Source organism: Halocatena salina (assembly GCF_023115355.1).
Classification (GTDB): domain Archaea; phylum Halobacteriota; class Halobacteria; order Halobacteriales; family Haloarculaceae; genus Halocatena; species Halocatena salina.
The window spans coordinates 483,076-498,049 of record NZ_CP096020.1; the positions used below are offsets into that span (position 1 = coordinate 483,076).

The window sequence follows — 14,974 nt, forward strand, 5'->3', positions numbered from 1 at the left end:
ATGGAACAGTCCACCCCAAACCACACTGTATATTCTAATAAATTTTTTCACTCATATAAAGTTTATGTAGAGTTGATTTCGTTGCGTAACGTCTCTGATCAGGCCGTGTATCGTTCGAGCGCGTCGAGCGCTCGTCGGGCTGCCCGATCGGGGGCATCGGGGTACGTATACAACTCCAGCGTCGCAAAACCGTCGTAACCGATGTCATCGAGTGCTCGGAAGATCGCTTCGAAGTTCAGATCGCCGTCGCCAGGGATGCGATGGTAGTGTTTGCCCCTGCGACCACCAACGATGTCTTCGATGTGGACGCCCGTGATGTGTCCGGCACACTGACGGATGCTCTCGGCAGGGTCCTCACCGTAGACGGCCGCGTGGCCGACATCGAGATTCACACCCAGCGCGTCACGGTTAACCACATCGAGGAGCTCCAGAACCTCCTCAGTACACTCGATGAGCAACTCCGGTTCGAACTCGATTCCAACGTCGACTCCCACGGAGTCGGCGTGATCGAGAATATCGTGCAGCGAGTTCATTAACTGTTCTCGCGCTTGCTCGGGGGGATTCCCCGGTTCGGGACGGCCCGTAGCGACACAGACGGCAGGGGCACCGACCGCCCCTGCCAGATCGATCGCTCGTTTCGTGTAGGTGACTCGCCGCGATCGTTCCGTTTCGCTATCAGAGATGATCGTCGGTGCGAAAAACGAGGTATCCGGCGCGTCGTCGTAGTACCCCATGGCGGTGTTGGCGTTGACGTTCGAAACCGAGAGACCGGTCGTTTCGATCGTTTCCTGAAGTCGTGTCCGATCGTCCTCGTCGAACTCTGGCAGGAACGCATGAGGCGAATCGGCCAACAGCTCGACGCCGTCGTATCCATGGTCTGCTATGCGTCGAACGGCGTCCGTGAGTGTAAAGCGGGTGTAGGCGTTCGTCGAGAACGCAAGTCGAACCATACTGGTATGTATTTCTCACATACCAAGAATCTTACCCTGGTCTTAGCTGACACTGAAGACGCGGGCGAACCCCATCGCAGGAACGACGAACGCCGCTGCCAGGAGTGCTAACACGGGATCGATCGTTGCAGCGAACGCACTCTCCAGTACGGGCAGTCCGAGTACACACGCACCGACAGCTGCTCCGATGGTTTCCGGTGTCGGTGTCTCGACGGCTGATCGGAGCGCTCGCCCCGTCCAGCCCAGAAAGCAAGCGAGCAGGATCACTGCCAGGAGGACCTTGCCGGCTCGTGGCGATCGAACGAGGAGGAGACCACCGGTCCCGAGCACAGCGACGACGACACCGCCGATCGCAGGGACGACGGCGGTTCGGTCGCTCGTTCCGGTCTCATGTGCCGCGGTCCACGTGACGCCTGTGATGAAGGCAGTGACGATGATCGGGACAGCGAGGGCCCATCTGGGGAGTAAAACGGGCGAAAGCGCGGCCGTTACCCCGAGACAAACGTTGAGTCCCCTCATCGCTCCCATGGCGAGACACCCGACAGCCGACCCCGTCAGTACACCATCGTAGAGCAAAACGGTGAGTGCGAGTAGCCCCGAGATCACCCCAGCCGCCGTTCCGGCGGCGACGACGGCGGTCACCACGCCAGCAGCGAGGAATCCGAGACCCAACGCGAGCGCCCGAGGACGGGCCACCTCGCCCGAGGGAATGGGCCGTTCGGGTCGCTCGTGAGCGTCGTCGCTCGCGTCGAAGTAGTCGTTCAGCGTTGTTCCAGCGGCGTACAACAGCATAGACGCGACAGCGAGTCCGAACACGGTGCTACTCGTAACGGTCCCACCGACACCGACTGCAAGTGCCACACCAGCCACGACATCCGGCGGAGCCGTAAAGAGGTTGGGCAGCCGAACCAGCGTCGCATACGCCCGTGTGCGTCGGATCGCGGTCCCGATCATTCACCTTCGAATCGTGTAGGCACGTCAGACCCACCCGTGGTCTTCGAGATACTCCATCGCACCGCGTGCGGTCTCGGGGGCTGTCGCCTCGTACGGATACAGTTCGACGGTGACGAACCCATCGTACCCGCTGTCGGAGAGGGCACCGAGAAAGCCATCGATGTCCATCGCACCCTCCCCGAGCTGGGTGTGGTCGTGCGTCCGATCGGCCGGGATGTCTTCGAGATGGTAGTGACAGGTGTACTCGGCGAGCACGTCGATCAACGCAACGGGATCCTCTCCCGAGGCGTAAAAGTGTCCGGCGTCGAAGTTACAGCCGACGCGCGGTGAATCGATCCGGTCAACGAGATCGAGAAACTGTTCTGACGTTTCGACGAGAAGCTCCGGCTCCGGTTCGATCAGGACATCGATACCGACGGTTTCGGCCGTCGCTGCGACGGTCTGTAGCCCGTCGACGAACTCTTCGACCGCCCGTTCGTCGGACTTGTCTACGGGTACCGGTCCACCGGGCTGGATCGAGATCCGGGAAGCACCGAGGGCGGCCGCCGTCTCCAGGGCGGCTTGGGTGTGTTCGATGCGGGCACGGCGGTCCGTCGCGTCGGGTTCGATGAACGAAGGATGGTGAAACGCCGCCGTCTCATGGGGATAATCGGCCTGATGGCTCGTCTCGCTGCGCTCGATAGCACTGAGCATGAACGCGTTGCAGTTGCTGATGGCGAGATCGTGCGCATCGAGTAGCTTCCGGACCTGACGAACGTCCGCTCGGTCCGCGTCACCGGGGTACAGGTGTGGCGTGTCGAGAAGGATCTCGATCCCGTCGTAGCCAGCGTCCGCGAGCGTTTCGATGGTTGCTTCGAGGCTGTGCCCTCGGAATGCGTTCGTCGAAAATCCAAATTGCATGGTTATCGTTCGTACTCGAAGTTCGGGGATTGATCGAAGAACTCGTAGGGATTGTCGAAAACGACCGTCCGAACCGCTTCGCGGTTCCAGCCCCGATCAAGCATCGCATCACGAGCGTTCGGAACGGCCAGCGGATCCGACGGATCCCAGTCGGCGGCGCTGTTGAGGAGCATACGGTCGGTGCCGTACTCCTCCAGAAGGTCGATAGCGAGATCGGTTTCGATCTTGCCTGGATAGAGCGTAAAGCCCAACCAGCAGTCGGTTCGGGCGGAGATGTCGACCGTTTCTTCGGTGTTATGGTCGATGACGATGCGCTCTTGAGTGACGCCTTCATCCTCGATCACCTCCACGATGCGCTCGGTCCCCGATGGCTTGTTCTCGTGGGGTGTGTGAACGATAACTGGGAGTTCGTGCGCTTCAGCGATTCGCAACTGTTTCCGAAAGGCGTACTCTTCGGCGTCGGTCTGTTGATCGTAGCCGATTTCACCGACGCCGACGACGGGATCCCGGTCCAGATAGTCAGGGAGCCGCTCGAGTACCGTCTCGGCCATCTCACGGTAGTTCGCTTCCTTTGGTTCGAGACCGATGGTAACGTAGTGGTCCATCCCGGCCGTTCGCTCGGCCCGAGCGGTCTCGTGTTCGATGATCTGTTCGAAGTAGTCGAAAAACGAACCCGCGTTGTGTTTGTCCTGACCGCTCCAAAAGGCCGGTTCGATGCAGCATTCGATCCCAGCCCGTCGCGCTCGTTTGTAATCGTCACTCGATCGAGAAACCATATGCATATGTGGGTCGATGACTCGCATGGCCTGTTCATGACCTTTGATTCCATGATAATATATGTTTTGATAATTATTGATTATTATATATTTATGATTTCTATAATAATTTTATCTATATTCCAATGACTAATTTCTTTAATAATAGAAAAACTTAATAGGCAACAGTATATCTTTTGTATCAAAATGGACAGTCGGTTTTGGTTTAGAGGCAGGGAACGAAACACGAATCGGTCCCGATTCGTGCTGGTCCCAAAACACCGCTGGAGGAACGAATGAGGCGGACGGGCGTTTGGCTTCTCGGAGCGCACGGGAACGTTGCGACGACAGCGATGGTGGGTGCGCGCGCGATCGCTGCTGAGGAGGTGGGAACGGGGGGATTGGTTACGGCTCAGGACCCGTGTCATCGCCTGGATCTTCCCCCGATCGAGGGGTTCGTTTTCGGTGGCCACGACGTTTCCGCGACGACCGTTAGCTCGACAGCGCGTATGCTCTCGGAACGAGCCACTATTCCGCCGGAGATCGTCAAAGCGGTGGACGAAGATCTCGAACGGATCGAGGAGCGTATCGAGACTGGAACGGCGATCAACTGTGGGCGAGCGATCGAAGATCGCGTGGAAAGAGCATTCTCCGAACGGAACGTTTCTGACACCGTCGCCCGCCTTCGAGAGGAATATCGCGCGTTCGTCACCGAACAGAACGTGGATCGACTCGTCGTGGTAAACGTTTCCTCGACCGAGCCGCCGCTGTCCGATCCGGGACGGTACGACACCGTGAGTAGCGTAGAACGGGCCGTCGCTGACGACGATAGAGATCTTCCCGCGAGTAGTTTGTACGCGTACGCTGCCCTCCTCGATGGCTATCCGTACATCAACTTCACGCCGAGCACGGGGGCTTCCCTCGGTGGACTCAAAGCGTTGGCTCGCCGAAAAAACGTTCCTCACATGGGACGAGACGGCAAAACAGGTGAAACGCTCCTGAAATCCGCACTCGCACCGATGTTTGCCCGACGAAATCTTCGCGTTCGGTCGTGGGAAGGCCACAATATCCTCGGCAACGCAGACGGTCGCGTGCTCGAAGACGAGGCGAACGAGGCTGGGAAGTTGGCTAGTAAAAGCGGGGTGCTCGACGGCATTCTCGACGAGGAGTTTCACAATCGTGTGCGGATCGACTACACGCCGCCACTCGGCGACTGGAAAACCGCGTGGGACGACATCCGATTCAGTGGGTTCCTCGATACCCCGATGAAGATGCAGTTCACATGGGAAGGGTCGGATTCCATTCTCGCCGCACCGCTCGTCCTCGATCTCATCAGATTGATCGTACACGCCGACGAACACGGGGAAGGGGGTCTCCAACCACAGTTGGCGTCCTTCTTCAAATCCCCGCTTGGCGTCGACGAACATGACCTTTCACGACAGTTCGGCATGCTCACTAACTACGTAAACCGCTATGAGGGAATCGATGACTGATCACGCCACGCGGGTTATCGTCCTCGACGTCGTCGGTCTTCAGCCCGATCACGTGACGGAGGCGACCGCACCAAACCTCACAGGCGTTCTCGAAGGCGTAAACGCGTTGAAACCTCCGTTTCCAGCGCTGACCGTTCCCGTCCAAACGACGCTTACGACGGGACAGTCTCCCGGCGAGCACGGCGACGTCTCGAGCGGTGAATACGACCGAGAGACCGACGAAGCGGCGTTCTGGGAGCGTGACCGAGCAGATCGACACCGCCTGTGGGAGACGGCACGGACAGCCGGGACGACGACGGGAGCACTGTTTTTCCAACACCTCATCGGGACGGATGCGGACATCGCAGTCACGCCGTCGCCGATCGAGGACGAGGACAACAACCTTTTAGAGATGGATTGTTGGACGAATCCCGACGATTTGTATGAGACGTTGCGAGCGGAGTACGGACATTTCCCCTTGCATCGATACTGGGGTCCCGCGGCGGACGAACACAGCAGCAGATGGATCCTCGACGCCGCGAGCGAAGCGATCGACCGCGTCGATCCGGATCTGCTATGGGTGTACGTTCCACACCTCGACTACGCGGGACTCCGACACGGCCCGGGAGAGGAGTTGCAAGCGGCGGTCAGCACGATCGACGACTGCCTTGGGGAGTTTCTCGACGTGCTTCGGGCGAGCAAGCGATGGAACGAAACGGTCGTGAATGTCGTGAGCGAGTACGGATTTCACGACGTCGATACTCCCGTATTCCCGAACCGTGCACTCCGTGAGAACGGGCTGTTGGCCGTCACGGACGATGGGAAGGGGACCGCAGTAGATGTTCCCAACTCGGCGGCGTTTGCGATGGTCGACCATCAAGTGGCGCACGTCTACGTCGATGACCGTTCCCCCGCCGTCCGCCGAACGCTCGAATCGCTTGACGGCGTCGAGACAGTGCTCGGCAAGGTGGGACAGGCCGAACGAAACATCGATCATCCAAACACGGGCGATTTCGTTCTCGTCGCAGAGCCAGATGCGTGGTTTCAGTACTACTGGTGGGACGACCCCGAGGACGCACCCCCGTATGCGACTGATATGGACATCCACGCGAAGCCGGGGTTCGATCCGTGTGAGCTGTTCGGGGGCACGGAAGGACTCGTCTCGCTCGATCCGACGAAGGTCGGTGGCTCTCACGGTCGAAGCGACGTGTACGGCGTGTACGGTCTCGGAGGACCCATGGCACCCGAAACGTCCGCCGACGGAGTCGTGGACGCACGAGCCGTCGCGCCGACGATCACGGAACTGTTGGGCATCACCGACTCCATACCGATGTCGTTCAGCCACCCTCCAGTGACAGAATGTGAGTGACGACAGGCAGATCGACGGCCGTCATCGATACACCGCAGTGGCACACAGGACGACGAGTCGGATACCAGTAAGATGGAGAGCTCACTGTCGGAAGGCAGTCGCCGGCGATCCGCCATGACAGACGTACTGTTGTTATCCGCCGACCGATGGCAGCGTTTTCGGTCCGATCCCCGCACAGAGGGTCAGACGACCTGATTGTCGAGATCCTCATACTCGCCGGTTTCGACCACGCGGTCGACGTTTCGAGCGACGATATCGGCGACGCGGGCGTAGTAGTTGGGGGTGTAACCGGCGTTGTGCGGCGTGATGTGGACGTTCGGAAACTGCCAGAGGTCGTGATCGGATGGGAGGGGTTCGGGATCGGTCACATCTAGCGCTGCCCCACGGATCGCGTTGCGCTGTACCGCAGCGGTGAGCGCGTCCGTATCAACGATCGGACCGCGGCCGACGTTGACCACCACCGACTCGGGTGAGAGCGTCTCGAACGCCGCGTGATCGACCAGCCCACGTGTCGTTTCCGTCAGCGGACAGGCCAAAACGAGGTAGTCCGTACGTGCGAGCGCATCGTGGAAATCGGTTGCGTCGAAGCCGATGACGTCGTCCGTGGGACCCCCCTTCGAAGGCGTGTAGCGAACACCGATGGTGTGGGGTCCAAACGGTTCGAGACGTTCGACGATCGCCTGTCCGATCGCGCCGAGACCGACGACGGTGACAGTGCTGTCCCCGAGTTCCTTTTTGAATCCTTGATAATGACGCCACTCGCCCTTTCGCCCGCGCTCCCAGCCGAGGTGGAGATTGCGTACGAAAACCAGAACGTTGCCGATGACCTGCTCTGCGATCGGTGGACCGTGGACGCCGGAGGCGTTCGTGACGGCTATCCCACGGGTTTGCAGTTCATCAAGGGGCAGATGGCCGACGCCCGCCGCAGCACAGGCGAACCACCGAACTCCCTCGGCGTGGTCGAGCAACTCCTCGCGTAACCGGTGGCCGACCACGACTGAGCTGCCACCAAGGAGGTCGCGCTCGGCACTGGGCGTCTCGGCACGGACGACACCACAGTCCGGGAGTCGGTCTCGGAGTTGCTGTGCCAGGACTTCGGTAGACTGCCCGTGAGCACCACACCGAAGCACGCCCACATCCGGTCTCTCAGTCATCGATACCACCTGACACCAGTGTTCTGATCGACATTCAGTTCTCGATAGGCACGCGAATCCCTTAATTCGTGGCTTCCCGGTCGATCGTGCAGTTGAAACCGTTGGAGCACCCGTGTTCTGTCGTTCGTGACGACGGAACACCTGAGCTGTACCGTATCAGACTCGATCGACGGGGATCTCGTACGTCGGATCGTGCACGAATCGATCGAGTTCGGCTTCGAGAGACAGCTTCGTGGCGCTTGGAAGGACGATCCGAACGGTGTTCGAGTCGGGGGCGACCGTCGCCTCACTGTGTTCGACACGCGCGAACCGGTGCTCCCCGTAGGCACCAGCCTGTACGACCAACTCCCGTGGCGTGGCACCGCTGTTGAGCAGCGTGAAACCGACGCCGCTGTCGTTCACGTCGGTGACGAGTGCGGCCACGCCCGGCGGAAGTCCTGGTCTGCCACGTTCGGCGTCAAAATGACGGATCTGTGCCATCAACAGCCCGCCGTAGTAGACGGGTTGGGGCGCGCCCATGGTAAGCTGGAGCAATCCTCGGTGAAACACGGGATTCCGGTCCCGGAGGTAATCCTCGTCGATTTCGGTCGGTTCGTCTTCCTCGCGCAGCCGAGAGAGGCGTCGGTAGACGCGGGCGTGGGTAGCCGCCAGCAGTCGTTCTGGATACCGGGGAAACTCGTCGTCGAGATACGCGAGCCACGCGTACTCCTCTCCAGCGCCGTGTTTCGTCGATGGCGTCCGGTCGACCGATGTCCACGGCTGTGAGCCCCAATCCCGGAGCCGTCGCACCCGCTCTCGGTCTTCCGGTGTCATCGACATGTACCAGAGATGGACGGTGTACGGATCGTCGCGGTGGGGACGGAACTCATACCAGCCGTCGCGCCACATCACTTCGCCGTCGTCATCGGTGAGCACGCCCGAGGCGTCGTAATGATAGTCACCGGGATCGCCGTACTTGTGTGGGATGTACAACGTTTCGTGACCTTCTCCATCGCTCACTGGAACGCCTTCATTCAGCAGAACGTCTAGCTGCGAACGAGGAAACGAGAGGTACTCCCGATCGCCGGTGAGTAACACGGCGTTCTCGGCACTGATGATCGGTCCGATCCCGACGTAGTGCCAGCCACCCCATGACCAACCGTAGTAGCCACCGTACCACGAGCCGTCGGTGTACTCACCGATCGCTCCCGATCGACCGACGTTGTCCGGGATGAGTCCACCGTTGGCATCGGTCCGTTCGCGCCACGCCGCGAGATACGAAAGCACCCAGTCGCGGTACCTGTCGTCACCAGTGTGGAGATACGCGTTGGTCATCAGGCTCGTTATATTGAGATTGAGCGGGATGTCGCCCTTCGAGCACCGTTCGTCGAGCACCTCGAACAGGCGAGCTTCGTTGTCGGGATCGAGCAGGTCGGCCGCGCTATCGAACTCCAGATCGCGCCACGGCAGTCCGTGGCGTGCCCACCGGTAGTCAGCGCCGTAGGGATGATGTTCGTACGCCGAGAAATCGCAGTATTCCGGTCCCATCGAGCCGTTCATCGGTCCTCGGACGAGGCACTGCTCGGCGTCGTAGTTGCCGGTGTCGCTCTCACCGAAATACAGCTGTGCGAACCGCTCTGCTCGCTCGACGACCGCGTCATCATCGGGGGCTGCAAGGCCCATGTTGTACGTGTACTGGTTTCCTTCACCCAGATGGAACCAGTCACGGCAGTGTTCGAACTCTTCGACCACCATCGGGTGACCGAACGGCGTTTCCGTTCGTCGCCCTCGTCGGAGCGCTCCCTCATAGACGGTGCGGGCGTGGGTGAGCACGCGCTCGTGGCCCCCCATCGCGTACACCAGCGGCCAGTTGTAAAACCCCTCAACCACGTCGTCGAACCCATCACACCCGACGTGGTCCGTCGGTGGCCAGAACGGCTCACCGTCCGCCTCGAAGTACTGCTCGACGAACCGGTCAACGGCGTCCGCGAGCAGATCGAAGAGGTTGCGCTGGAGCACTGCCCACTGGGGTGGCTGCTCGATCGACGTTTGGGCCGTTATCTCGACCATGTATCGTTCCGATCGCCCGCCACAATCAAGCTTCGGGTCGCCGTTATGTTTCCTCGATCGACTCGATGGGATCGACAGAACCCTCTCTCGTGGTGGCCCCCTCGGTAGGTGTTGCCCACGCCACGGCATTGCTCACCACTCGTTTGACTTCCGGCTGGTGGAAGATCGGATACGCCTCGTGACCCGGCCGAAACGCGAAGATCCGTCCCCGTCCACGCCGGTAGCAGACGCCCGAACGGAACACCTCACCACCCTCGAACCACGACGTGAAGACGGTCCGGTCGGGTTCGGGCACGTCGTACGGTTCGCCGTACATCTCCGTGGCGGGGATCTCGAAATACTCGTCCAATCCATCCGTGATCGGATGTCCGGGATCGACGACCCAGACGCGTTCTAACTCCCCGCCGTGGCGGTATTTGATGCCACACGACGTTCCCATTAGCTGTTTGAATGGTTTGGAGTTTTTCCCAGAATGCAACGCGATAAACCCCATTCCGTTCTGCACGCGCTCGACGACTCGGTCGGCTACGGCGTCACTAACGTCGTCGTTGGCACAGTGTGACCACCACACCAACACGTCGGTCTCCGCGAGCGTCGACCGATCGAGCCCGTGCTCGGGATCGTGAAGCGTTGCCGTGCGGACGGCTACGCCGTCGTCCGCGAGTCCGTCCGCGAGCGCGCCGTGGATGCCCTCCGGGTAGATCTCGGCGACCGCCTCGTCTTCCTGTTCGTGAACGTGTTCGTTCCAGACGGTGACCTGTGTGGTCATACACGTGTACCTGACGGCGATCGTGATAAGTCCTCCGTCCACGGCGTTTTTGGAGAACCGACCGATCAGTGAAGCGAAACGTATATGCGGTGTCCCGCCGCCCGTTCGTTCGTGAACGTAACTGACATACGAGTGATCGGACTTTCTCACTCGTTACCCGAAGGGAAAGGCTTGGGTGATGCACGCGGGATCGGCCGAACGCGATCGACGACGCTGCTTCGACTGACGACGTCGGACGGCACCGTCGGCTGGGGTGAGGCGTTCGCTCCCGGATCGATCGCCCAGTCCACCCTCGACGAACTGTTTCGGGACGACGTGATCGGCATGGACCCGTTCACTGTCGAATCGCTGGCGGAGAGTACCTACACGGATCCGTACCACTTCGGTGGGAGCGTATTCGTCCAGAGCGTCCTCAGCGCGATCGACACCGCCTGTTGGGACATCATCGGGAAGACTGTCGGGCAGCCGATCCATCGTCTACTCGGCGGTACCGAACGCACGGCGCTTACTCCCTATGCATCTACGATGTATTTCGCCGAAGAAGACCGACCGATCGAGCAGCCGATCGAGACCGCCCGCAAAGAGGGGTTTACCGCCGCGAAGATCAAGATCGGAAGCGGCGTCAGTGCCGATGTTGAGCGGGTACGTACTGCGCGATCGATCCTCGGTGAAGACGCGCATCTCATGGCAGACATGAACGGAAACTACCGGCCCGATCAGGCGATCCAAAGCGCCCGCGCGCTCTCGGAGTTCGATCTTACGTGGATCGAAGAGCCGGTGCCACCGGAAAACTACTCCGGGTACCGGGAGATCGGCCGGGCGATCGACACGCCGATCGCAGCCGGTGAGGCCCATTACGGACGGTTCGCGTTCAAGCGACTCCTCGACGATCGGCTTGTCGACATCGTCCAGCCGAACCTCGCCCGGTGTGGGGGTCTCTCGGAGGCCCGGCGTATCGCCGATCTGGCCACGACCGAAAACGTCGGCATCACCCCCCACGTCTGGAACAGCGCGGTCGGACTCGCTGCTGCCGTCCAGTTCGCCGCAAGCCTGCCGGCGTATCCCCACAGCCGAACCGAACCCGAGCCGGCGTTTCTCGAGTTCGATCGCAGCCACAATCCTCTCCGCTCCGAAATCCTCCGAACTCCCTTCGATCCAACTGATGGGGTTCTCGATGTGCCACAGGAGCCGGGACTCGGGATCACTGTCGACACGACGGCGCTCGAACAGTACCGAATTGACAGCTGAAGAGGGATCCAGCCATCGGAACTGATATCAGCACGTTCCCGGTATCAGAACGATCTAATAGATACATGACGTTCCACGTTCCTCTCTCTGATGGATGTTACCGCCGGTAGACGAACGCATTGAGAAGGAAAAGTGTACTGCCGTCGTTCTGATCTCGTTCCCGGGAGAAGAACGGAGTGGTGTCGATGCCCGTCCCCCGTGCGAAGCGCCTGCTACAGCGTAACCGCAAACAGTGAGGATGAGACAACCGTCGTTCGGCTATCTACTCGCCCATCTGTATTCTCATCTTGGGAACAGCGGGTGCGTACACGATTCCACCAGTGCGGTGAAACGACGAAGAACCATCACGACTGCTCGCTCGTTGTCAGCCAATGAATCATCTTGGTTCCGAATCGGGGATTACACCAGTACGACTGTAATCCATCGTAGTGACTCGGAACGATAACGAGGACAGTGAAACCCATCCCGGTGTTACAGCACTACGTCTGTAACGTCTTGCGTCTCGTTCGTGACGAGAAACCTCGTTTCCGAACGGGAAACATCCGGCAGCGTTAGGAGTATCTGATGTTCAGTTCGAGTTCATTGACGACACCGAGAAGGAAATCAGCGAGTTCGTTCTCGCGTGAGGACGACTGTAGCCGGTGTTGGGGGGTTGCAACACTGATAGCGCCGAGAACGGTTTCGGATTCGTCCTCGATAGAGACACCGAGCGCGTTCAGTCCTCGAATGTGTTCGTCCTTGTCGAATGCGTAACCGCGTGAGCGGATCGATCGCAGTTCTTCAAAGAGGTCTTCGCGGGTACTCACGGTGTGCTCGGTCTTACCGGGAAGTCCACGGCGCTCGATGATCGTTTCGATACGCTCGTCTGGCAACGCCGCAAGGATGGCCTTGCCAGCGGTCGTGTGATGAAGCGGTACGCGAGAGCCGGCTCGCGTCTGGGTGTTAACTGCTTGTGTGCCCTGCTCTCGGAACACGAAGACACACGTTCCGTGTTCTTCAGTGACAAACTGGCACAGTTCGTCGGTTTCCGCGGCCACGTATTTGACTTTCTGGCGGATCAAGTCGAACCGCTCATCACGATACTGCACGTAGCCTCCGTGGTCGAGGAATTTCAGGCTCAACCGGTACTCATTCCCGTTTCTAGTCACGTACTGGTGGTGTTCGAGCGTCCGAAGGTGGTTGTGAACGGTGCTTTTTGCGAGATCAAGTCGCGTTGCAAGCTCAGTAACGCCGGCACCATCGAGCGATTGCAATGCCTCGATGATTCGGACTGCCACGGTAAGCGTCCGGAGCGGCCATTTCGTATCGTTCGACGCCATGGAACTCCTATCGCCCCACCATATTTCTGTGTTTCCCTATAGGAAACCACCTCGGCTGTCGTTCCAGTCAGTGATCGATTCTGAGGGGGCAGCTACTCCCACTCGAAATGTAGGTAAAGATTTATTGTGGCACGCTATTTCTACCCACTATGCCTTGGCGCGAGAAGTGGCGGCATCAGGATCGGCCGGATGCTGACCAGATACCGGAGGAGTACGGTTTACTGGGTGATCGGTCGAATAGCCTCGTTTTCGGGTATTTCATAGGAGTCATCGGAGTGGGGTACGTGTCCCTCGCCACGGTCGGAACGCGGCCGGTGTTGATCGGTGGATTACCCGTATTACAGGTGCTGTTAGTCGCCATCGCGGTGCTCATCGTGTTCGGATTGTATCTCGTGGTACATCGTCCGGACAGCACAGGAAACGTGGAGATCACCTCGACGAGGAGTGAAGAGGGCGACTGATGGGGACCTTCATTCAGCTCATTCCACCAGATCTGTCGGAGGTTATTTCGACTCGGCTGCCGACTGCACTGGCCGCATTGGGTGCGTACATTCTGGTGTTTCTCGTCATTACATACGTTTCGCGGCGTGATTACGACAGTAGTCTGGGTGATTACGTGGTTGCATCCAGGGGCTTGGGGTGGGTCGTCGCCTCACTCACGCTCGTCGCAACGGTTCTGAGCGGCGTCGGGATGGCTGGGTTCCCCGGAACGGTGTACTCCGTCGGGATTCCGTTCATCGCGCTCATCATCATCGGGTACGCCGTCACAGCACCGTCGATCTGGTATTTCGGACGCCGAATGTGGGTGCTCGGGGAGGCACACGGGTTCAACACGCCGGGGGACCTGCTTGGGGAGTATTATGGAAGCGACACTGTCCGTCTGTACACCGTGATCGCAAGCGTCGCGTTCAACACGACGTACATCGTCGCGCAACTCCTCGCCGGCGGTATCGTTCTCACCGTTCTGAGCGGGGGATACCTTCCGTTCGATCTCAGCATGGTGATCGTCGCGTGTGTCGTGACGCTTCACGTCACGGGAACCGGGATGAAAGGGATCGCCTACCTCGACGCGTTCAATGGGGCGTTGATCGCCGTTCTCATGGGTGTGTTTGCGTTTTTCATCACCCAAAGCGCGGGTAGCGTCTCATCGATCTTCACCGCACTCGGTACGGAACAAGCGGCGTACACGACTGTACCCGGTGTGACGGGAGAGTTCACTCCCGCAGTGATCATCCTGTTCGGAATCCTCGTCACGCTGGGCAATTCGCTAGTCGCACCAGCGGCGTGGGTCCGGATGTACGCGCTCGACAGCGAGCGAAATTTCGCCCGGGTGGCGGGGACGATGATCGTCGTCTTTACCCTCATCTACGTTTTCGGAACGGTCATCATCGGGATCTACGGACGGAGCGCGCTTCCCTCGGGGATCAACCCCGACACCGTCTCCTCATTGCTCGCGTTCGAAGTCATGCCATTCGCGCTCGCCGCGCTGTTTCTCGTCGGGATTCTCGCCGCTGTCATATCCACGACGGATTCCTATACCCACGTGCTGGCGGCGACGATCAGCCGTGATCTCGTCAAGGAGATCGTCGTTACCGACCTCGACGAAACGACCGAGTTGCGGGTGAACAAGGCGGTGATGGTTCTCGCGATGCTCGTCAGTCTCAGCGGGGCGCTGTACTACCCCGGACTGATCACGCCGCTCGCGCTCATCGTCGGCGGCGTTGCCGTACAGTTGCTTTCACCGCTCATCGGTGCCGTCGCGTGGCCCCGCGCCTCGACGGAGGCCGCCATCGTCGCGCCAGCACTCGGAGCCGTGCTGTTGGTGTTGTTCCAGCTACAACTCGTGCCGAATCCGTTTCCGACTCCGATGGTTCCGGGACTCGTGACGGCGTCGATCGCCAATCTCCTCTCGTTCGTGGGGATCAGTTATCTCACCAAGCCACAGCCGTTGTCCACGATCGAACGGTATCACGGCCTGATCCACGACCGACTGTGACTCGCGGGGAATAGTTCGGGCGTTTCGGGTCGGGGTCGA

Annotated in this window: 13 protein-coding genes; 5 read left to right on the forward strand and 8 right to left on the reverse strand. The window is 59.8% G+C overall.

What is annotated here, in order from left to right; all coding sequences use genetic code 11:
- Positions 1 to 98: 98 nt before the first annotated feature.
- The 4 genes from MW046_RS14990 to MW046_RS15005 are packed head-to-tail and all read right to left on the reverse strand — an operon-like array spanning position 99 to position 3,607.
- On the reverse strand, positions 99 to 950 hold the full coding sequence (locus MW046_RS14990; protein ID WP_247994966.1) for a sugar phosphate isomerase/epimerase family protein: 852 nt from the start codon (positions 948 to 950) through the stop codon (positions 99 to 101).
- A 42-nt stretch (positions 951 to 992) separates the two neighbouring features.
- Positions 993 to 1,904, reverse strand: a complete 912-nt coding sequence (locus MW046_RS14995) for a UbiA family prenyltransferase (protein ID WP_247994967.1) — start codon at positions 1,902 to 1,904, stop codon at positions 993 to 995.
- 24 nt (positions 1,905 to 1,928) lie between these two features.
- Positions 1,929 to 2,804 (reverse strand): sugar phosphate isomerase/epimerase family protein, encoded by an 876-nt coding sequence (locus MW046_RS15000; RefSeq protein ID WP_247994968.1) that lies wholly within the window; start codon positions 2,802 to 2,804, stop codon positions 1,929 to 1,931.
- A gap of 2 nt (positions 2,805 to 2,806) precedes the next feature.
- Positions 2,807 to 3,607 carry a TatD family hydrolase gene (locus MW046_RS15005; protein ID WP_247994969.1) on the reverse strand — a complete coding sequence of 267 codons (801 nt, stop codon included), beginning with the start codon at positions 3,605 to 3,607 and terminating at the stop codon, positions 2,807 to 2,809.
- A 248-nt stretch (positions 3,608 to 3,855) separates the two neighbouring features.
- On the opposite strand from MW046_RS15005, the gene MW046_RS15010 reads away from it, so the two are divergent.
- Both MW046_RS15010 and MW046_RS15015 read left to right on the forward strand, forming a co-directional pair.
- Complete coding sequence (locus tag MW046_RS15010) at positions 3,856 to 5,052, forward strand: inositol-3-phosphate synthase (RefSeq protein WP_247994970.1); 1,197 nt, start codon at positions 3,856 to 3,858, stop codon at positions 5,050 to 5,052.
- Positions 5,045 to 6,400 (forward strand): alkaline phosphatase family protein, encoded by a 1,356-nt coding sequence (locus tag MW046_RS15015; protein ID WP_247994971.1) that lies wholly within the window; start codon positions 5,045 to 5,047, stop codon positions 6,398 to 6,400. The genes MW046_RS15010 and MW046_RS15015 overlap by 8 nt, the downstream gene beginning before the upstream one ends.
- 182 nt (positions 6,401 to 6,582) lie before the next feature.
- Here MW046_RS15015 and MW046_RS15020 read toward each other — a convergent pair whose 3' ends face one another.
- The 3 genes from MW046_RS15020 to MW046_RS15030 form a co-directional block, all read right to left on the reverse strand.
- A complete protein-coding gene (locus tag MW046_RS15020; protein ID WP_247994972.1) occupies positions 6,583 to 7,554 on the reverse strand; it encodes a D-2-hydroxyacid dehydrogenase in 972 nt (323 codons plus the stop codon).
- A gap of 156 nt (positions 7,555 to 7,710) precedes the next feature.
- Positions 7,711 to 9,603 carry a DUF8034 domain-containing protein gene (locus MW046_RS15025; protein ID WP_247994973.1) on the reverse strand — a complete coding sequence of 631 codons (1,893 nt, stop codon included), beginning with the start codon at positions 9,601 to 9,603 and terminating at the stop codon, positions 7,711 to 7,713.
- Between the two features lie 43 nt (positions 9,604 to 9,646).
- Complete coding sequence (locus MW046_RS15030) at positions 9,647 to 10,372, reverse strand: ThuA domain-containing protein (protein WP_247994974.1); 726 nt, start codon at positions 10,370 to 10,372, stop codon at positions 9,647 to 9,649.
- A 111-nt stretch (positions 10,373 to 10,483) separates the two neighbouring features.
- On the opposite strand from MW046_RS15030, the gene MW046_RS15035 reads away from it, so the two are divergent.
- Entirely contained in the window at positions 10,484 to 11,620 is a 1,137-nt protein-coding gene (locus MW046_RS15035; RefSeq protein ID WP_247994975.1) for a mandelate racemase/muconate lactonizing enzyme family protein, read from the forward strand.
- A gap of 551 nt (positions 11,621 to 12,171) precedes the next feature.
- Here the strand turns inward: MW046_RS15035 and MW046_RS15040 are convergent.
- Positions 12,172 to 12,939 (reverse strand): IclR family transcriptional regulator, encoded by a 768-nt coding sequence (locus tag MW046_RS15040; RefSeq protein ID WP_247994976.1) that lies wholly within the window; start codon positions 12,937 to 12,939, stop codon positions 12,172 to 12,174.
- Positions 12,940 to 13,088: 149 nt separating this feature from the next.
- On the opposite strand from MW046_RS15040, the gene MW046_RS15045 reads away from it, so the two are divergent.
- On the forward strand, positions 13,089 to 13,400 hold the full coding sequence (locus tag MW046_RS15045) for a hypothetical protein (protein ID WP_247994977.1): 312 nt from the start codon (positions 13,089 to 13,091) through the stop codon (positions 13,398 to 13,400).
- Positions 13,400 to 14,935 (forward strand): sodium:solute symporter family protein, encoded by a 1,536-nt coding sequence (locus tag MW046_RS15050; RefSeq protein WP_247994978.1) that lies wholly within the window; start codon positions 13,400 to 13,402, stop codon positions 14,933 to 14,935. Before MW046_RS15045 ends, MW046_RS15050 begins: the two co-directional genes overlap by 1 nt.
- Positions 14,936 to 14,974: the final 39 nt, after the last annotated feature.